This is a genomic window from Pseudomonas sp. LARHCG127, from assembly GCF_052871455.1.
The window spans coordinates 1-19,281 of sequence record NZ_JBIXJT010000004.1; the positions used below are offsets into that span (position 1 = coordinate 1).

Consider the following 19,281-nt stretch of genomic DNA (forward strand, 5'->3'; position numbering starts at 1 on the left):
GCCAGTGCCAACATAGGTCATGCGCTCGACGTTGGCCGCCAGGACCGTGCCGCTGGGATTGATCACCGACACGCGGACTTCATCGTTGCCGCCACCGGCCTGTTCGATGATGGTGGGAGTCTGGCCCATGTTGATGTTGTAGATGTCGTCGCCAGCCCCGCCTTCCAGCCGTACCGCTGTGGCAATGGTGTACGGACCTGCGGAAAGCACGTCGTTGAAGGCGGAGCCTACGACCGTTTCGATAGCCGTTAAAATAGTGCCTTCGGCATCCCCGCCCGTTCCTGCGGTGCCCGTCCCGAGACGGACGTTGACGTTTACCCCGGCCGTCGAGCCCGAGTAATCGACCGTGTCGACTCCGGCACCGCCGTCGAAATCAATACCGCTACCATCACCCACGAACGTGTCGTTAAAGTTCGATCCCCTGATCGCCTCGATGTCGGTGTAGGTATCACCTGCCGCGATCCCACTATGCACACCCGTCTTGAGGTTGATGCTCACCGCTTCCTTGCTGTCGGTATAACCCGCGATGTCATGGCCGGCACCGCCAATGAACTGATCCGCGCCCGCGCCGCCGAACAAGGTGTCGTTGCCCGAACCGCCGGTAATGATGTTGTCGCTGTCGTTGCCGTAACCGGTAAATGCGCCAGTGCCAACATAGGTCATGCGCTCGACGTTGGCCGCCAGGACCGTGCCGCTGGGATTGATCACCGACACGCGGACTTCATCGTTGCCGCCACCGGCCTGTTCGATGATGGTGGGAGTCTGGCCCATGTTGATGTTGTAGATGTCGTCGCCAGCCCCGCCTTCCAGCCGTACCGCTGTGGCAATGGTGTACGGACCTGCGGAAAGCACGTCGTTGAAGGCGGAGCCGATGACGGTTTCGATACCGATGAGGATATCGCCCTCTGCGTCGCCCCCCCGTCCAACAAGTCCAGTACCCTGGCGCAAATCGATACTGATACCTTCAGTAGACGCCGAATAGTCAACGGTATCTAAACCCGCACCACCATCGATTTTGTCTGCGCCAGCAGTGCCCTTGATGACATCGTTCCCGCCCAGCGCGTTGATTTCATCATCCGCTGCGGTGCCAATCAGTGCATCTGCGCCAGCTGTTCCATTAATAACTGCCATTTTTCTTCCTTGCTTTAAGGATGGTAGAGGAGGTCTCGTAAAATCAGTGTTTATTTAGAAAACCGCAGCAAGAATTTCGGCTGTGGCCAGTAAAGCTTGAGCGGACATTTCGTCTAGAAAATGGGCAATTTAAGTGGCATTTATCAAATTTCAGGCATGACAAAAACCGCCCGATGTGACGAAACGGGACATGTTTGATTTTTTACATCAATTGCGTGTAGGCGCAGCCGATCCATGCTGAGTTCCATCCAAAACGCCTCCCCTACTGGGAAGTTAACCGGGCATCAAACGTCCTTGCGTGATAGCACGACAACATCGCCTTACACAAGAGTCTGATGCCTAAGGGAGGGTAGCGTGCTGACGACTATCGCGAGACGTTGCGCAAACCCGACAACAGGATCTTTACCGGGAAGAGAGACAATACGGCTTGGGAATAAATGAGCCCTGTGGCGAGGGAGCTTGCTCCCGCTTGAGCGCGGAGCGCTCAATTTGGCAAATGCCCCAACGGCAACGCCCCCGGCGTCTTCACCGTATTAATCGCAAAGTTACTCCGGATGTCGCTGATCCCGGGCAATTTCAACAACTGCCCCGTGACAAAACGGTCATAAGCCCGCAGGTCCGGCACCACGACTTGCAATAGAAAATCCGACTCGCCCGATACCAGGAACGCCGAGATCACTTCGGGCAATGCCGTCACTGCCTGGCGAAATGCTTCGGCTCGCTCGTCGTTGTGCCGTTCGACCTTGACGCCGACGAAGATCGTCAGCCCGAGGCCCACTTCGTCGCGGTCCAGGACGGCTTGGTAACCACGAATCACCCCCGCCTCTTCGAGCATCCGCACGCGGCGCAGGCAGGGTGACGGGGACAGGCCGATTTCTTCAGCCAGTTGCACGTTGCTCAGGCGCCCGTCGCGTTGCAGCGCGACGAGAATTTTGCGATCGAAAGCGTCCAGTTTCATGAGTTGGCATTTTCCGATTGGATGACGCAGATGCTTGGCAGGTTATGCCAATTTCAGACGCTTTAGAAGCTGTCTTCGCAACCACCTGCCCTGCCCGTCAGCCATAGACTTGGCACTTGCGAATCGTTGATAAAAAGGGGGGTGGCATGGCAGGGCTCGGGTTGTTTTTGATGGCGTTGACGGTGGCGTATCTATTGCCCGGGCCGGACATGATCCTGCTGCTGCAAACCGGTGCCCGTCAGGGCAGGGGCGCGGCGTTGGCGACGGCGGTGGGCCTGGGAGTTGCTCGTGGGTGTCATGTTGCGTTGGCGGCATTAGGGCTTTCGGCCTTGTTCAAGACCGCGCCATGGACCTTCGATGTTGTCCGCCTGGCCGGTGCTGCCTACCTGTTATGGATTGGTTTTCAATGCCTTCGGACCACGTTGCTGCCGAATTTTGAAGGCGCCACTGTCGAGGTTGGGAAACGGCATTATTACGAGGCCATTCAACGCGGGCTGCTGACGAACCTGCTCAATCCCAAGGCCTTGCTGTTTTGCTCGGTGTTGTTACCGCAATTCATTGATCCACAGGCCGGGTCGGTGCTGGGGCAGTTCGCGATCCTGGGCGTGGTGCTGGTCGGCGTCGGCCTGCTGTTCGACTGCGCCTACGCGTTGGTCGGCGTGGCACTCGGCCGCTGGCTTCAGCGCTCGCCTTCGGCCCAGCGCGTGCAGCAGTGGTTGTTTGGGAGTCTTTTGATTGGGTTTGCGGTACGGCTGACGTTTGTACAGCAGTCATAGTTGCTGTGGATAAACCAACGCGGTGATCGTGGGATGAACATCAAACGCCATCGCGAGCAAGCTTGCTCCCACATTTTCCGAGTTGTTCTCAGGTAACGCATTCACCGCAAATCCCCTGAGGGAGCGGGCTTGCTCGCGAAAGTGGTGTGTCATTCAACATTGATCTTGGCTGACCCGACGCATTCGCGAGCAAGCTCGCTCCCTCAGTTTTTCTTAGCCACGCCAGGGCTATGACATCTATTTATCTTCAGACTTGGACTCCTGCATCTGCACCGAAGACTTGGTGCCGTCAGTATTGTCCTTGGTCTCGTTATCCGAGTTGTCGAAGCAGCCGTGCAAGGCAAACAGGCAGCAGGCGAGGCAGAAGGTGCGGATGAAATTCATGGTGTACTCCAATCATGAGGACTTTCAGGAGTGACCTGCAAGAGACCCAATGGTTGCGAATGACCATCGTGCCGGGCGATGAATGACGGCGGATGTTTGCGACTTGCTGTTTCACCGCCTCGTTGCCGTCGCACCCACAGGCGCAATCCTAGTTGATCGCCGACGGCTGGCCCAATGTGTCACGTACGGCACCAATCAAGCGCCACGTCGCAATCATTAAGGTTGGCGGTTCGAAATAATGCCACCTCCATTCTCCGTCACTGGCTCTGTCATGGCAGAACAACCGCTCCCGAGAAACAACTTGTTGGACATTGAAAAACAATGCAACACAGGACTCCAACACAATCAGAACAAACAAAACTATTATTCAGACAGACAACGCTTATCCGTGGAGCTTACCATCAACAGCGTACAAACAAACGCCCACCGACGAGCAACCCCATCAAGCCTTAAAAACTTACAAAGAGAAATTTGACACCCAAAACAAACTATCATTTTATATGGCAATGCATTTTCAAGGCATTGAAAACCTTACCCACGAAACAACGATCACTGACTACTCTTTGGCGTAGTAAACGCCAGATCCAAAAGGATATATTTCATGTTGACACCCTTCTCTGCAGCCACTTGAACGTACGTTATATTCATATTAAAAACCGTTTTCGCAACACTACATCCTAGGGTATTGCCGTGTCAGAGCGCATCAAAGTAGTTATTTCCGGAGCTGATCGCCTGGATCAAAACCAAATCTGTAAATTTAATTCAACGCATTACGACGTAAACTTGATCCATGAATCATTTCCTGATCAGGCGCGGATTATCTCTGCAATCACCGAGGCACATATTTACATTCAAGCCGGTGAGGAAATATTGACCGAAGAGATCCTGCAGCACGCTGGCCAATTGCAGCTCGTGGCATGCCTGGCTACAGGGGCCGAGCACTTGGTCGATATTGAAGCAGCTGACCGCCTGGGTATCTCGGTTACCAATACGCCAGACTTGAAAGTGATGTACGAAGCCATGGGCGAGTTCCTCATGGGATTGGTTATTGGGCTAAGAAGAAAATTGATCTACTTCCACACCGAACAGAAAAAAGGTCGCCTGCATGAAATGGATACTCCGCTTCTCAAGGATGCGGTGATTGGCATCATCGGTTTGGGCAGGGTCGGCTCCCGGGTTGCCCGGATGATGCACGATGCGTTCAAGTCCAGGATCGTCTACACCGCTAACTCGCAGAAGCCCGACATAGAACGCGATACCCAGGCCCAACGCTTGTCGATGGCCTCCTTGCTGGAGAGTAGTGACGTTGTGATTCTGGCCTGTCCGTACAACGACTCCACCTTGGGCCTCATTGGGGAGCAGGAAATTGCCCTGATGAAATCCTCCGCCATTCTGATCAATACATCAGAGGCCTCGTTGGTTGATGGCAGGGCACTCTACAAGGCCCTGCTCGAGCAGAAAATTGCAGGGGCCGCGTTCGACGACAAGAACTGGGATATGCCACCACTCATCAAGAATGGCGAGGCGATCAATATGCCGATCGCCATGCTTGAGCTGCCTGATGACCGTTTCATCTGCACCCCCTACATAGGTGCGTCGACCGCTGCCGTGTGGGATGAGATGGCGGGCGTGGCAATCAGCTCGGTCATGCACTATCTCAAGCATGGGACAGACGAACATCTTTACAACCGGAACCTGGATATGGCCAAGCATGCACAACGTGCCAGCGCTGTTTCATTCCACGCCGCAGTACTGAAAGACTGAGTGGCGTGAATAACGCTATAACGCAACAACGTCTTCAGCGGACTTAAGCGACTTAAATGGGTGGAGTGAATTGGGATTACTCTCCTCCACCGCTTTTTTTCGGTCGTCGTCATTCGCGGCCGACACACACCTCATGTAATGGGGGAGAACGCCCGGTGGCTTGGGCGCCAACTATTTAAGTTGGTAGTCGTGAGTTCGAGTCTCACTCTCCTCCACCATTTTTTATTCGGTCGCGGTTGCTTCGCGTTCGAGAGGCAAGGCATGTAACGGGGGAGAACGCCCGGTGGCTTGGGCGCCAACTACTTAAGTTGGTAGTCGTGAGTTCGAGTCTCACTCTCCTCCACCATTTTTTATTCGGTCGCGGTTGCTTCGCGTTCGAGAGGCAAGGCATGTAACGGGGGAGAACGCCCGGTGGCTTGGGCGCCAACTACTTAAGTTGGTAGTCGTGAGTTCGAGTCTCACTCTCCTCCACCATTTTTTATTCGGTCGCGGTTGCTTCGCGTTCGAGAGGCAAGGCATGTAACGGGGGAGAACGCCCGGTGGCTTGGGCGCCAACTACTTAAGTTGGTGGTCGTGAGTTCGAGTCTCACTCTCCTCCACCAATTATCGGAAGCTCGGTTTGTTCAGCTCAGCGCGAGACAATTTAAATAGCTTGCAAGCATTTATATCTTCTCGTCTGTGGTGATTTGAATGAAGGATGCAGGATATGCAGTGGGTTGCAGAGAGTCGGCGCATCATCAAAATTGCGGTACCACTTTCAATCGTCTATCTGATTGAGAGCATGATGGCATTCGTTGACTCCGTATTCATGGGCCGTTTTCGTGCGGATGAAATCGCTGGCTATGGTTTAGGTGCTCGCATTGTTTTCGACGCCGCCAATGTCATTTGCTTGTGCGTCATTGGCATGGTTGCGGTTTTTTCAGCCAAGTACGACGCAATCCAGAACAAACGGGCCGTGGAAGTGCATGTGCAACATGGTTTCTACATGTGCGTTCTACTTAGCCTGCCAGTCGTTCTGCTGACCTTGAACCTTGGCAGTTTGCTGCTTGCCTTCAATATAGACCCAGCGGTGTCTTTCCAGGCTGATCAATACGCACAAGGCGCGGTCTACTCAATCTTGCCGTTAGCGTTGTTTTGCGTCCTGCGGGACCACTCGGCGGCGGTTTCCGACTTTTCGTCCATTTTCTATATCACGCTGTTTGCCAGCGTATTTAAAGCGGTGATTTCCTACGCACTGATTCTCGGTGAGTTCGGTTTTCCGCGGCTGGGTGCATACGGTGCGGGACTTTCGACCTCCTTGGTAAGCTGGGGAATGCTGGCTGCGGAGATCGGGCTCTACTCCCTGAGCAATCGCAGATCCGCCAAGGCATACGCAATCTTCACGGGCTGGGCGGCACCTAAACTTTCCCTGATTAAAAAATACCTGGCGATGGGGTTGCCACTCTCCGCCAATAGCTTGGTCATTTCACTGATGTTCATCGTCCTTATGTTCTTTACAGAGAACGTGGGCACGTTGGAGCTGGCAGCGGCGCAACTGGTGTTCTCCTATATCTTTCCAATATACATGCTGGTTGAAGGGGTTCGTGAAGCCATTGCCATTCGTGTCGCTCAAGAGCATGCATTGGATAACGTGCACAAGGTGCGGAAACTGACGGCGGTGGCATCCATGGTCGGCATACTGGTCTTGTTGCCTTTTGCCTTTATCGTATTTTTCGACTCCACGTTGGTCGCATCCATGTTCTTCGACGTCAAAGCCCCCTCGAACTCTGATCTTCTAACCCAGTTCAACCTGATTGTTTGCCTGGCGACGCTGAGCATCGTCGTTGAGTGCGTCCAGGTCATGCTGCTGGGCGCATTGAAGGGTTTGGAAGATACCAAGGTGCCCTTCCTTATCAATATCATTACCGCCTGGTTGATCGGCGTGGCCGGTGGATATCACTTGGCGTTCAACATGGATCAAGGCGTAGTCGGCCTATGGGTGGCATTGATTCTCAGCCATCTCCTTTCGCTGCTGATGCTGATGGTACGGCTGGTACGGGTCACCAAACCCAACAGCCCGTTACTGAGCGCAAGCCCTACACACGACTAGTCGCCACATTCATCACGCCTGTCGAGACAGGCCGAGAGGCTGATCATCAAAGCTTTTGCAACCATCACCGGTTGGTATGAGGGGAAATGCGTATGCGTGAAGTACTGGCTACTTACATCGACGCTTATGAAGTTTCAATCAACTGCCTTGAGCAGTTACATGACGCCGAGCTTGCGACGGCGGTAGGTGAATTACTGTCAAGGATTGCTGCCTGCGATGATGCGCTGGTCAACAATGTACTTAAATATCATGTCCATATACTTGAACTCAGCGATGAGGAATGGACGTGGTTCTTGCCCGGCATTCTTGAGTTGGAACGCAACAGCGCCTTTGTCGCGGCGTATCTGATAGAAAAGATCCCACTGCTCAAGCGTCACTTGGATATGCAGGCGTTCGTAGAATTCCTGTTGGCCATCAAGGATCAATCTGCACGCGGCCTGTCCTACCTGATCGGCACATCCGACTCTGCCTCGTGCGATGATCTGGAGTCGATCCTTGAGGCCGTAGGCGTGGCTTATTATCAGGCCGCCATGGACTGCGTGCTACGCCACAAGGATGCATTAGGCCCTTGCTGCGCCCCTTTGCTCATTCATATCAAGAACTACTATCGGCACTTGCCTGCCACGGACCTGGATGCGCTGGTGGCATTGATTTGCGCCGTGCACGCTCGTTATGGCAGTTTTGGTGCCGTTGCGTTGCTGGAAAATGCTGATGTGGTATTTGAACACCATAGCATTCAGACAGTACACAACCGTCTTGATGCGCTGTCAGACAACAACGTCGACTACTTCCATTATCTGTTGGTCAATGGTTTGCCGGAGGTCGGGGTGGTGCGTACCATCGCCGCTTCGCTCGATCAATTGGATGCCGCGAGTCTGACCTCGCATATCGATGCACCCGGGGTATTCGATGGAGGGTTAATCTCTGCGATCATTTCCAATATAAACTTCATGGACTCTCGAACAATCGAGAATATGCGGTATCAGTTGGCGATTGACGATTTCAATAAGTGGTTCGAACAGCAACACGCTTTCGCCAATGCGCGCGCGCACATCACCGATTCTTATGCCGGCGCCTGGTTTTTACCGTTCAACTATTGGGGCGGGGAAATGGGTATTGCCCGTTTCAGGGCGCTGATAGGACAGGCTATAGAAGCGACCTACGACAAAGGCGCCCGGCAAACCTTGGTGCACCGGAACAAATCATTGTTCGACCGACACGCCGAGTACACCGAAACCCGCTTGCGGTCAATGATAGATGTAGCCTTCCCCAGAGACAGCGTTGGATCGGCAGAGCCTGAAAATATAACAAGTATCAGAACCTATCTCGACGATAAGGATTGGGAGGGTTTAAGGGAACGTCAATCAAGGCAGCGGGGCTTCATTAGTACCTGGAACAGAAACCCATGGCAGGACTACAGTCGCTCCGACGAGTTTTATTCCTGTACCGGTATCGGTGACTACGCTGTCAACAATGCCCCAGGATATTTGGTTGAGCCGAATTTATGTCGCCTGTATGTCTGGTATCAAGGGCGGCGCATTGGCCGTATCAATCTGATTGCCGTGGCAGATGTCAAAGGTGTGCCCGGGCTATTGCTTGACGGCGTCGAGGGCGGCGGCCGCTTGCTGCAATCTGAAGAACGGGTGCGGGACATCTTGGACAGCGTTGCTGAATTCGCCAAGCGCTGTGGATTGAGCGCCTATTACATTAACTGCAAGGCGACCTACAACAATGTCCCAAAGCAGTTCATAACCCAGGCGATTTTTCATATGGGGCTACCGGTGAAGCCTCGTTATCTGCGGCGCTTTTATCACGGGATGGAAATCTATCAGGCGATGCCGCATGGACTCATACCGTTCTTCGAATCTTTCGGGAACAACCTGTCCGGTATAGTGAGCTGCCTCATAATAAAATTGGATTGATGAGGGTTTTCAGGGGGACCTGCGGCAGGAGCACTGGTTGCGACTGTCATCGTGCCGGACGATGAACGAGGGGGGACCGGCTGAAATGTGAGTAGAATTTTCGCCGTCTCGTTGCTGTCAGACCAGACAGGTGCATCCAATAAGGAAACACGGCAATGACGTTCGCAAAAGTCGCGCAAAAACTATCCCTTTGGGCGGGGAGCCCCAAAACCTTTCTAGGCGCCATCGTGTTGTTGTCGATCTGGGCCGCCAGCGGACCTTTCTTCGGCTTCAACGACACCTGGCAACTCATCATCAACACCTCGACCACCATCATCACCTTCCTGATGGTGTTCCTGATCCAGAACACCCAGAACCGCGATACGGACATCTTGCATTTGAAAGTAGATGAATTGCTGCGGGCGTCCAAGGACGCACAGAACGCAATGCTCGGCCTCGAGTCGCTAGACCTCAAGCAACTTGAAGCGCTGCGCAAGCACTATCAAGACATGGGCAAGGACGAAGCCAAGGGCCTTGATGGCGTGGAACAAAAGAACAAGATCGACCTGAACCAGTGCTGATGCCTATGCGCGAGTGGCGCCAACCACTCGCGCATCTGTCAGGTATCAAGGCAGCGGGTTACCGCCCGTCACGCCAAATACTTCCCCGGTGATGTAACTCGACTCCTGCGATGCCAGCAGGACATAGAGCGGCGCGCACTCGGCCGGTTGGCCCGGGCGCTTCATCGGTACCTGGGAGCCAAAGGTGGGAATCTTTTCCCGAGGTTGACCGCCGCTCGGTTGCAGCACGGTCCAGATCGGCCCCGGTGCCACGGCATTGACCCGGATGCCCTTGCCAATGACCTGTCCAGCCAGCGCCTTGGTAAACGCTACGATGGCCGCTTTGGTGGTGGCATAATCCAGCAAGGTCGCGGACGGGTCGTAGGATTGGATCGAGGCGGTATTGATAATGGTCGCTCCCGCCGGCATCAGCGGCACCGCAGCCTTGCAGATCCAGAACATCGCATAGATGTTGGTCTTCATGGTGTCGTCAAACTGCGCAGTGGTGATGTCGGCAATGTCTTTTTGCGCTTCCTGCTTACCGGCAACGTTTACGAGGATATCCAGCCCGTCGAGCTGTTGTTGCGCCATCTTGACCATTTGCACACAGAACGCTTCGTCCTTGAGGTCGCCAGGAATCGCAATCGCCTTGCGGCCCTCGGCTTCGATCAACTCAATGACTTGCCGGGCGTCGCGCTCTTCGCTGGGTAGATAGTTGATCGCCACATCGGCACCTTCCCGGGCGTAGGCGATCGCCGCGGCGCGACCAATCCCCGAGTCACCACCGGTGACCAGCGCCTTGCGCCCCTCCAGGCGGCCGAAACCTTGGTAACTTTTTTCGCCATGATCGGGTTGCGGCAGCATGTCCTGATCGATGCCAGGCGGCGATTGCGGTTGGTCGGGAAATTCCGGGCGAGGATATTGGGTCAGCGGGTTCTGCATCGCGTATTGGTTGGGTTCTCGGCGTGTGGACATCGAGGTTCTCCTTTTCGGCGGGCAAAATCTGCCGGGACGCTGACGTCCCGGTCCTGAATGTAAAACCGGACGCGGCAGGTCAACGGCTGGCCTGCAGCGCCCTGGCCATTTCGAGATGGGTCTGCAATTTAGGCAGGGTTTCGTCGGCGAAAGCCTTGATTTCCGGCACTTCGGTGGTCTGGGCTTGCTGCTGGATCTGCGCGATGGCCTCCTCGGTCGCCTTGATCTGGCTGGCAGCATACGCGGCCTCGAACGACTCGCCTTCCTGTACCTGCGGGATCAGCGTCTTGGCCTTGTCAGCCACTTCTTCCCGGGGGGCGACAGGCAAGTCGAGCTTCTTGGCGATCTTCGCCAGGTGTTGATTGGCGGTGGTGCGGTCGTTGATCACCATGATGGTGTAGTCCTTGACCTCCCTGGATTCGGCTTTCCCATGGGCCATGCGACTGGCCTCGATGTCGGCCATGCCTTTGGCAGACGCATCGTTGATGAATTCGACAGGCGATTGGGCCCAGGCACTGTTGGCACCCAGGCCCATCAGCACGACGAGACTGGTGGTGCGAAATAAACTGGCCATACGGCTCATGATCGCGCCCTCCTCTGATAAAAGTTCTGGTGGGTTATCCACCTTGAATCAGAACCAACCCAGAATATTCAGCGACACGTCCGACCCGGCTTTCGGCCAATTTCGGCTTTCGACGGGCTTCTATCGACGGTCGTGATGGTGGTTCTCCCACTTTTGCGACCTGCTTCGGACACCTTCGTTCGATCATGGGCACTGTTTGTCGGATAAATACTGCTTGAACCAGGCATGGTTCAGCCCTCCGTATTCGTGAATGCCGGGCGCGCGAGCCCTGCCCTATATTCGAATGGGATGCGGGCTGAAGGTTTGAGAAAGCTGCGGGCGCCACGACGAACGGTGACGCGTTTTCAGATGCCGAACGCCCGGTGATTGTGGCGTTTGGCGGCGTACATCGCCTCGTCGGCGTGGCGGAACAGTGCGATGTCTTCAGTGCCATGGTCGGGAAAGCAGGCCACGCCGATGCTCGGTTCGATACTCAAGCAATGCCCGTCCAGACGCAGCGGCTGGGCCAGTGCATGATGGATTTTGTCCTGCACGCGATGGGCGTCCTCCAAGGCCTGGATGCTGTGCAGCAGGACCACGAATTCATCTCCACCAATACGCGCCACGGTGTCGGTGTCGCGGATACAGCCCTTCAGGCGACTGGCCACCGCTTGCAGCAGCATGTCGCCCACGCCGTGGCCATAGGTGTCGTTGACCTGCTTGAAACGATCCAGGTCGATATACAGCAAGGCCATGCGCCCAGACGCAGCACGAGCGGCCGCCACTGCGCACTTGAACCGCTCACGGAGCAATTCGCGGTTGGGCACCTGGGTCAACTGATCGTACTGAGCCATGTGCTGCAACCGGGCGTGCAACTGCTTGCGCTCGATGGCGACGGTGATTTGTGCGCAAACGTATTGCAACAGCTCCTTGTCCTGTTCGGTGTAGCGTTCGTTGTCCGGCGCACTCTTGACGATCAGCGCGCCAATCGTGCCGCTCTGGGCGTTCAGCGGCACGCCCAGCCAGCATGGCGCGTCCGGTTGCGCCATCAGGTCGTCGAACCCCGCAGGCAACGAGCTGCCACCGGGCGTCAGGAGGATCGGCTGGCCACTGCGAATCACCTCGGCGCACAAACGCCCGGTGACCGTGCCCGGCAATTCGGGCTGCCCTTCCCGGTCATCGACGTGATAGGGGAAATTCAACTGTGAGCATTGTTCGTCATACAGCGCCACCGAGAAATTCAGCGCCGGCAGCCACTCGCCAATAATCAGGTGGATGCGCTTGAACAGCGCCAGCAAGTCAGCCGCGGCATGGGCCGCTTCGGAAATCGCATACAACGCCGCTTGCCGGGACTCGGCCTGCTTGCGTTCAGTGATGTCCCGGGCCACGGCAATGCGCAGTTGGTCCAACGGCGACCAGCGCGCCGACCACAGGATGTGCACCACCCGCCCGTCCTTGCGCAGGTAGCGGTTCTCGAAATTGAGCTTGGGCTCGCCCCCCATGATTTCCCGCGCCGCCTCGAGGGTCCGCTGGCGGTCGGCAGGGTGCACCAGATCGATCATCGGCTGGCCGATCAGCTCCTGCGGGGTGTAGCCGAAAATACGCTCGCAGGCGGCACTGACAAACACGAAACGCCCTTGACCGTCGACGGCACACACGGCGTCCAGCAGAAGGTCGATGTAGCTGGCCAGCGGCGCGGAACTTGAAGTGTCCATGGGGCTGGAGGTCATCCGGGTAATGCAGCGGTGAGCGAAGCGGGGGATGGTCAGTTCGTGACGCCGACACAACCAGCGAGACCGACGCGGCCAATACCGATGAGGATAGCGCAGGCAATCAACCGTAGGGGATGAGCGTCGATATCGAGACGAACATTCACACAGACGATGAAGACCAACGGGGCTGGCGACTCTCTAAGGACGTGTAGTATGTTGTATTACAAACCACTACATCGAGACCATCATGTCCATCATGTCATTGCGATTGCCCGATGAAGTCGCCGAAACCCTAGCGGTATTGGCCAAGGCTACCGGGCGCAGCAAGTCGTTCCTGGCAGTCGATGCGCTACGCGAATACCTGGCCCGTGAAGCCTGGCAGATCAAGGAAATCCAAGAAGCCTTGCATGAGGCAGATGCGGGTGATTTCGCCAGCCCCGAGGATGTCGACGCGATTGCCGAAAAATGGATGAACAATGCAGGTTGAGTGGCTGCGTACTGCCCTCAAGAATCTGGACGACGAAGCCGCTTATATTGCGTTGGACAATCCAAAAGCAGCGGCGCACTTCATCAAGGCAATCCTCACGAGCGTCGAGCAACTCGCCCAATTCCCAGCGTCCGGTCGTGAAGGCCGCCTGGCGGGAACCCGTGAATGGGTTGTCCCCGACCGTCCGTACCTGATTCCCTATCGCGTTCGCCACGGGCGCGTGCAAATCCTGCGACTGTTCCATACGCGACGGCTGCCGCCCAACGCCTGGTAGGCCAATAACTCGACTCGCAACGCCCCGTCACGACTCCGTAAAAAACACCATGCCGGCATACGGTGCCTGCCGACAAGCCTTCAACCGCGACGCGAGGTCGCCCACATGGACCTCCAGCTTGTGCCCGTCGGGGTCGAGAAAGTAGAACGAATCCCCCTCGCTGCGGTTGTCTCGCCACGACGACACCTGGGCCGCGTTCAGCCGCGCCACCAGCAGCGGGAGATGGTCGGCGCCGATGCTGAACGCGTAATGGGTGTAGTCCGCCGCCGGCTCGGGCCCGCGTAACGGGTCGAGAGACAGGCACAACCACAACCCCGGCAGCGACAAATACGCCCCGCTGTTCCATTTGGCCTCAAGACGCAGCTGCAAGAGCTCGCCATAAAAAGCCACACTGCGATCCAGATCGGTGACCGCAAGGGTCAGATGATTGAGACCTGAGAGCATCAGCAAGCTACCTTCCGAAAAGAGTGATAACCCAGCGGGCTTGGGGCAAACCGAGGATGCTCCCAGGCTCCGACATCACCGATGGATTCCCCGTCCAAGGTCCTAGTGGCCTGTGTGGCTAATTCGTGCACTCAAATTAACCGTACAGGCCACTAGGCAAAGTCCTACGCAGAAATCTCCAGTGACACGCAAGCACGCCGGAAACAGCCGATTCAAAGCCCTGCACAACAATCTGTAAAGTCTGGAAACACGCCGCAATCGAAACACCCCACGGACAGCACCCTCCACCAAGGAATGTACTCGCACCATGAACCAGACGGCTCAATCACCTCATTACTTCACCAACTACCGCAAGCTCATTTCCCTCGCAGACCGGGATTGGCAGAGCACCGAAGCCGGGAAAGTCTCAGGCCTGAATGTCGAGGTCAGGACACCCAACGTCCTGGTCGACCAATACGGTCGGACCTTTCATCACTTCTGCACCACGTCCTACCTGGGCCTGGACTATCACCCCGCGCTGCTGGACGGCGCCATGACCGCCCTGTGGGAAGCCGGGACCCTACGGGTCGCCAATTCAAGGAATCGCTGCAAGCTGGCGATCCTGGACCAGTACGAAACCCAGTTATCGGAGCTGTTTGGCGCCAGTTGCCTCAGCGCCCTGTCTTGCAGTGCGGCGAGCGCCGGGATCCTGCCGCTGCTGGCCAGCGGCGCATTCACGCAAAATCGGGCGCCCGTCATGGTGTTCGACAAACAGGCCCATTATTCGATGAACCACAGCAAGGCCGCCTGCGCCGACGAAACCCAGGTCATCACCTGCCCGCACAACGACATGGATTTCATCGAGGACGTGTGCAAACGCCAGCGCGAGGTGGCGTATGTAGCCGACGGCGCCTACAGCATGGGCGGGATGGCGGACCTGGACAGCCTGATGTACCTCAAGCAGCGCTATGGCCTGTTTCTTTACCTGGACGATTCCCACGCCCTGTCTGCGGTCGGGGAATCCGGCGCCGGCCTTGTCCGTTCGCGCATCCCGGCGGTGGACGAGCGCACCCTGGTCGTCGCCTCGCTGGCCAAGTCATTCGGCGCCAGTGGCGGGCTGGTCATGTTTGGCAGTGAACGGCACAAGGCGCTGGTGCAGCGTTACGGTGGACCGAGCAATTGGTCCCAGAGCCTGAACGCAGCGGCCATCGGTGCCGGCATGGCTTCGATCCGCCTGCACCGCAGTCTGGAATTCAGCGCCTTGCAGGCGCGTTTGCAGGCTAATATCCGCCTCTTCGACAGCCTCGTGCGGACCGGACAGCGCGGCACTCCCATGGCGATCCGTATGGTGCCTTGCGGTGAAGCATCCCTGGCCAACAGCCTGGCGATCGAATTGGCCGAACTGGGGTATTTCACCTCGGCGGTGTTTTTTCCCGTGGTGCCGCAAGGCAAGGCCGCCATTCGCATTACCCTGCGCGCCGACATGGAGCCTGACGTGATTCGCTCGTTTTGCGAAAAGATCACCGAACTGCTGCTGACCCACGGGCGTGACCTCCGCCCCTGAGACAGGACGCTTGATGAAAAACCGTACAACCCTGATCGTCACTTGCACCACCGTCTTCCTGGCACAACTGGGCATGAGCATCTATTTGCCCGCCCTGCCGGATATCGCCCGGGATATCGGTGCCGACACGTCCCGGGTGTCATGGGGCCTGTCGGTGTACTTGATCGGCATGGCGCTGCCCATGTTGCTGTGGGGCAGCCTGAGCCAGCGCCTGGGGCGCAAGCCGGTCTTGCTGGTGGCTTTGGGGTTGTACGGCCTGGGCAACCTGGCCTTGCCGCTGGGCACGACAATCGAGGCGTTCCTGACGCTTCGGTTGATCCAGGGCATCGGCGCCAGTGGTATCTCGGTGATGGCGCGGGTCCTGATTCGTGACAGCTTCAGCGGTGACCTGCTGGCCAAGGCCCTGTCCTGGATATCGATCGCCTTTGTGATTGCCCTCGGTATTGGCCAGTACCTGGGCTCGCTGATCCAGGCGGCTTTCGGCTGGGAGGCGATTTTCCAGGGATTGGGCGCCGTCAGCCTGGCCATGGCAGCGGCGGTGTCCAGGGCCCGTTTCCCGGTGCTGATACAGGCCAGCAGCGGGCAATCGGCGTGGGGTATCTACGGGCAGATATTCCGGCAGCGGGCGTTCCTGCTGCCGGCCTTGGCCGGTGGGCTGGGTTACGGCGTGATCGTCGCCTTCAATACCGCCGCGCCGCTGATCCTGCAGGAGAGCTTCCACTGGTCGGCCATTGAATACGGCTTGCTGGGCTGGCCGATCAGTGCCGCGTACCTGCTCGGGGCACTGGCGGTGAATGCCTTTGTGCTGCGCACCGGTCAACGGCGAATGATGGGCTGGGGCATCGCGCTGGTGCTCGGCGGCAGCATGACCATGCTGGCAGGCAGCCTCACCCTGAGCGGTATCGCGTTGCTCTTCTGGCTGCCTTACTGCTTCGCGGTGTTCGGCCAGTCGTTGATCTACCCCATCAGCCTGTCCCTGGCCAATGAAGGCTCACCGGTGGCCGGCGCTTATGCCATGGCATTGAGCGGGTTCCTGCATCAACTGATGGCGTCGGTGATCGGCGCCATGGCCAGCCTGCTGTTGAGCCAGCAAGCCTGGCCGCTGGCGGCGTTGTGCGCACTGCTGGGGGCGACGGCGATGCTCTGTGTGAGGTTCGTGCCGCCCCGGGTCGCTTAGGCTTTTTACGAAAAGTGCCTGCGCGACTTTTCATACAAAGCCTAGAACGCGCTGCGGAAAATCTCTTCGACCTGCCGCTGGTCCGCCGCCCGTGGGTTGGTCAGGCCACACGCGTCTTTCAAGGCGTTGGCGGCCAGCACCGGAACGTCGTTGAGGCGCACGCCCAAATCACGCAAACCGGCCGGAATGTCCACGTCCTGGGCCAGGCTGCGGATCGCCGCAATAGCGTTCCGGGCACCCTCTTCCGGGCTGAAACCCCGTGTATCGGCGCCCATGGCATGGGCCACGTCGGTCAGGCGAGCGGCGCACACCGAGGCGTTGAAACTCTGTACATGGGGCAACAGCACGGCATTGCACACGCCGTGAGGCAAGTCGTAAAAACCACCCAGTTGATGCGCCATCGCGTGCACGAAACCCAACGACGCATTGTTGAACGCCATCCCCGCGAGAAATTGCGCATAGGCCATGTTTTCCCGCGCCGCCAGATCGGTGCCGTCGCGCACGGCCAGGCGCAGGTTGTTGCTGATCAGGGTAATGGCCTTCAGGGCGCAGGCATCGGTAATCGGCGTGGCGGCGGTGGAGACATAAGCCTCGATCGCATGGGTCAGCGCATCCATGCCAGTGGCGGCCGTCAGGCCCTTGGGCATCGCCACCATCAACGCTGGGTCATTCACCGACATCAGCGGGGTCACGTTGCGATCGACAATCGCCATTTTCACGTGGCGGGTCTCGTCGGTGATGATGCAGAAACGGGTCATCTCGCTGGCGGTGCCCGCCGTGGTGTTGATGGCGATCAGCGGCAGTTGCGGCTTGCTCGAACGGTCCACCCCTTCATAGTCACGGATCTGTCCGCCGTTGGTGGCGCACAGGGCGATGCCCTTGGCGCAATCGTGGGGTGAACCGCCGCCCAGGGACACGACGAAATCGCACTGGCTTTCCTTGAGCAAGCCCAGCCCGAGCTCGACATTGGCAATGCTCGGGTTGGGCTTGGCACCGTCGAAAATCACCGAGTCGATATCCTGTTGCGCCAACAACTCGGCCACCTTGGTGGCGACGCCGGCCTTGGCCAGCCCTGCGTCGGTGACGATCAGGGCTTTGCGAAAGCCGTAGTTGCGGATAGCGGTCATCGCTTCATCGAGGCAGCCCAGCCCCATGATGTTCACGGCGGGAATGAAAAAAGTGCTGCTCATGGGGTCACGCTCCTGGAAGAGGCCGAATCGGCAGGGGCGTACAGGATTGACCGAGTAGTCACAACGTATCTTGATCTGGCTCAAGACTGGGTCGTGATAAAGTCGCGGCCTGCCTTTGCCACGTTTTGAGATGATCCTTGCGATGACCGATTTCCAGGAATACGACACCCGGCTCGAAGACTGGGAGGCCTTGCGCGCCGACACTGCCTTCAGCGGCCTGCTGCTGGGCAATGGCGCCAGCCGTGCGGTGTGGGACGATTTCGGCTATGACTCGCTGTTCGAAAATGCCCGCACCGTCGAGGAAAAACCCTTGAGCCCGTCGGAACTGAGCGTGTTCGACGCGATGCAGACGCGCAGCTTCGAACAGGTGCTCGGGGCGCTGAAAACCACCAGCCGGGTCAACAAGGCCCTGGCCGTCAGTTCCGCCGCCCCGCGTAACCGCTATTACGCAATCAAGGAGGCGCTGATCAACACCGTGCACGCGGTGCATATCCCGTGGCGGCTGGTGCAGCCATCGACCCTGGCGACGATCAATCAGGAACTGAGCCGCTACCGCACGGTGTTCACCACCAATTACGACTTGCTCAATTACTGGGCGATCCAGCATGGGGCCGAGACCCTCAGCGATCTGTTCTTTGGCGATGACCACAGTTTCGACCTGAGCCAGGCGAGCGCGGACAAACCGCGCCTGCTGTACCTCCACGGCGGCCTGCACCTGGTGCGCAACCAGGACGGCACGGCGCGCAAGCTCACGTCCACCGAAGGCACCTTGCTGGGCAGTTTCGCCATCAACAACACGATCAAGACCCTCGACGACGTGCCGCTGTTCGTCAATGAAGGTCCCAGCACCGACAAGCTCAAGACCATCCGCAGCAGCGACTACCTGTCGTTCTGCTACGACCAGTTGTTGCAGCATGGCGATAATCTGTGCCTGTTCGGCCATGCCTTGGGCGAGCAGGATCGGCACATTGTCCATGCCCTGCGCCTGGCCGCCCCGAAAACCGTGGCGGTTTCGATCTATCCGCGAAGCCAGGCGTTCATCCAGCATCAGAAGCGGCATTACGCCAAGGTGTTCGAGGGGCTGGACGTACAATTGCACTTCTTCGATGCCAAGAGCCATCCGTTGGGCGATCCGAAATTGTCGGTGCCGGTGGAGGTTTAGCCTCGCAAGGCTGACCTTAAGCTCAACCCTTCAGGTCAGCGTGGGTGGCGAGGGAGCTTGCTCCCGCTCGGCTCTGTAGGAGCTGGCGAAGCCTGCGATCTTTTGATCTTTCGCCTTGAGACTCAATTGTCTGGGACAAGATCGCAGCCTCGTTGCACTCGACAGCTCCTACAGCATTTACAGCCGAGCGGG

Annotated in this window: 18 protein-coding genes and 4 tRNA genes; 14 read left to right on the forward strand and 8 right to left on the reverse strand. The window is 57.5% G+C overall.

What is annotated here, in order from left to right; all coding sequences use genetic code 11:
- The coding region (locus ACIPQ1_RS08090) for a calcium-binding protein (RefSeq protein ID WP_446533921.1) at positions 1–1,131 on the reverse strand (1,131 nt) is incomplete at its 3' end.
- Between the two features lie 484 nt (positions 1,132–1,615).
- Entirely contained in the window at positions 1,616–2,089 is a 474-nt protein-coding gene (locus ACIPQ1_RS08095) for an Lrp/AsnC family transcriptional regulator (RefSeq protein ID WP_434705280.1), read from the reverse strand.
- Between the two features lie 146 nt (positions 2,090–2,235).
- Here ACIPQ1_RS08095 and ACIPQ1_RS08100 point away from each other — a divergent pair, with 146 nt between their 5' ends.
- Positions 2,236–2,865 (forward strand): LysE family translocator, encoded by a 630-nt coding sequence (locus tag ACIPQ1_RS08100; RefSeq protein ID WP_250962724.1) that lies wholly within the window; start codon positions 2,236–2,238, stop codon positions 2,863–2,865.
- 237 nt (positions 2,866–3,102) lie between these two features.
- On the opposite strand, the gene ACIPQ1_RS08105 is transcribed toward ACIPQ1_RS08100, so the two are convergent.
- Positions 3,103–3,249: a hypothetical protein gene (locus ACIPQ1_RS08105; protein WP_207965305.1), complete on the reverse strand. Its 147-nt coding sequence runs from the start codon at positions 3,247–3,249 to the stop codon at positions 3,103–3,105.
- A gap of 690 nt (positions 3,250–3,939) precedes the next feature.
- On the opposite strand from ACIPQ1_RS08105, the gene ACIPQ1_RS08110 reads away from it, so the two are divergent.
- From ACIPQ1_RS08110 to ACIPQ1_RS08145, 8 genes are all read left to right on the forward strand, one after another.
- A complete protein-coding gene (locus tag ACIPQ1_RS08110) occupies positions 3,940–5,013 on the forward strand; it encodes a D-isomer specific 2-hydroxyacid dehydrogenase family protein (protein ID WP_446533922.1) in 1,074 nt (357 codons plus the stop codon).
- Between the two features lie 140 nt (positions 5,014–5,153).
- A tRNA-Lys gene (locus tag ACIPQ1_RS08115) sits at positions 5,154–5,231 on the forward strand.
- A gap of 50 nt (positions 5,232–5,281) precedes the next feature.
- Positions 5,282–5,359, forward strand: a tRNA-Lys gene (locus ACIPQ1_RS08120).
- Between the two features lie 50 nt (positions 5,360–5,409).
- Positions 5,410–5,487 (forward strand) — tRNA-Lys (locus tag ACIPQ1_RS08125).
- 50 nt (positions 5,488–5,537) lie between these two features.
- Positions 5,538–5,615, forward strand: a tRNA-Lys gene (locus tag ACIPQ1_RS08130).
- Positions 5,616–5,719: 104 nt separating this feature from the next.
- On the forward strand, positions 5,720–7,102 hold the full coding sequence (locus ACIPQ1_RS08135; protein WP_411386729.1) for an MATE family efflux transporter: 1,383 nt from the start codon (positions 5,720–5,722) through the stop codon (positions 7,100–7,102).
- Positions 7,103–7,194: 92 nt separating this feature from the next.
- The gene (locus ACIPQ1_RS08140; RefSeq protein WP_446533923.1) at positions 7,195–9,024 is read left to right on the forward strand and encodes a hypothetical protein; all 1,830 of its coding nucleotides are present in this window, start codon (positions 7,195–7,197) and stop codon (positions 9,022–9,024) included.
- 155 nt (positions 9,025–9,179) lie between these two features.
- Positions 9,180–9,584, forward strand: a complete 405-nt coding sequence (locus tag ACIPQ1_RS08145) for a low affinity iron permease family protein (RefSeq protein ID WP_446533924.1) — start codon at positions 9,180–9,182, stop codon at positions 9,582–9,584.
- A gap of 45 nt (positions 9,585–9,629) precedes the next feature.
- On the opposite strand, the gene ACIPQ1_RS08150 is transcribed toward ACIPQ1_RS08145, so the two are convergent.
- From ACIPQ1_RS08150 to ACIPQ1_RS08160, 3 genes are all read right to left on the reverse strand, one after another.
- A complete protein-coding gene (locus tag ACIPQ1_RS08150) occupies positions 9,630–10,538 on the reverse strand; it encodes an SDR family oxidoreductase (RefSeq protein ID WP_207965300.1) in 909 nt (302 codons plus the stop codon).
- Between the two features lie 79 nt (positions 10,539–10,617).
- Positions 10,618–11,121, reverse strand: coding sequence for a DUF4142 domain-containing protein (locus ACIPQ1_RS08155; protein ID WP_411386727.1), 504 nt, complete (start codon positions 11,119–11,121; stop codon positions 10,618–10,620).
- A gap of 344 nt (positions 11,122–11,465) precedes the next feature.
- Positions 11,466–12,815, reverse strand: coding sequence for a diguanylate cyclase domain-containing protein (locus ACIPQ1_RS08160; protein WP_446533925.1), 1,350 nt, complete (start codon positions 12,813–12,815; stop codon positions 11,466–11,468).
- A gap of 244 nt (positions 12,816–13,059) precedes the next feature.
- Here ACIPQ1_RS08160 and ACIPQ1_RS08165 point away from each other — a divergent pair, with 244 nt between their 5' ends.
- Together ACIPQ1_RS08165 and ACIPQ1_RS08170 are read left to right on the forward strand one after the other, a co-directional pair.
- Positions 13,060–13,299: a CopG family ribbon-helix-helix protein gene (locus ACIPQ1_RS08165; protein WP_250962715.1), complete on the forward strand. Its 240-nt coding sequence runs from the start codon at positions 13,060–13,062 to the stop codon at positions 13,297–13,299.
- Positions 13,289–13,573, forward strand: a complete 285-nt coding sequence (locus tag ACIPQ1_RS08170; RefSeq protein WP_250962714.1) for a type II toxin-antitoxin system RelE/ParE family toxin — start codon at positions 13,289–13,291, stop codon at positions 13,571–13,573. Before ACIPQ1_RS08165 ends, ACIPQ1_RS08170 begins: the two co-directional genes overlap by 11 nt.
- 27 nt (positions 13,574–13,600) lie before the next feature.
- On the opposite strand, the gene fos is transcribed toward ACIPQ1_RS08170, so the two are convergent.
- Positions 13,601–14,017: a fosfomycin resistance glutathione transferase gene (gene fos / locus ACIPQ1_RS08175; protein WP_250962713.1), complete on the reverse strand. Its 417-nt coding sequence runs from the start codon at positions 14,015–14,017 to the stop codon at positions 13,601–13,603.
- A gap of 307 nt (positions 14,018–14,324) precedes the next feature.
- On the opposite strand from fos, the gene ACIPQ1_RS08180 reads away from it, so the two are divergent.
- Positions 14,325–15,560 carry an aminotransferase class I/II-fold pyridoxal phosphate-dependent enzyme gene (locus ACIPQ1_RS08180; RefSeq protein ID WP_250962712.1) on the forward strand — a complete coding sequence of 412 codons (1,236 nt, stop codon included), beginning with the start codon at positions 14,325–14,327 and terminating at the stop codon, positions 15,558–15,560.
- Between the two features lie 13 nt (positions 15,561–15,573).
- On the forward strand, positions 15,574–16,737 hold the full coding sequence (locus ACIPQ1_RS08185) for an MFS transporter (protein WP_446533926.1): 1,164 nt from the start codon (positions 15,574–15,576) through the stop codon (positions 16,735–16,737).
- 41 nt (positions 16,738–16,778) lie between these two features.
- Here ACIPQ1_RS08185 and yiaY read toward each other — a convergent pair whose 3' ends face one another.
- A complete protein-coding gene (yiaY, locus tag ACIPQ1_RS08190; protein WP_446533927.1) occupies positions 16,779–17,927 on the reverse strand; it encodes an L-threonine dehydrogenase in 1,149 nt (382 codons plus the stop codon).
- A 142-nt stretch (positions 17,928–18,069) separates the two neighbouring features.
- Between yiaY and ACIPQ1_RS08195 the strand changes: the two genes are divergently transcribed.
- Positions 18,070–19,089: a DUF4917 family protein gene (locus tag ACIPQ1_RS08195; RefSeq protein ID WP_446533928.1), complete on the forward strand. Its 1,020-nt coding sequence runs from the start codon at positions 18,070–18,072 to the stop codon at positions 19,087–19,089.
- The last annotated feature ends 192 nt before the right edge of the window (positions 19,090–19,281 follow it).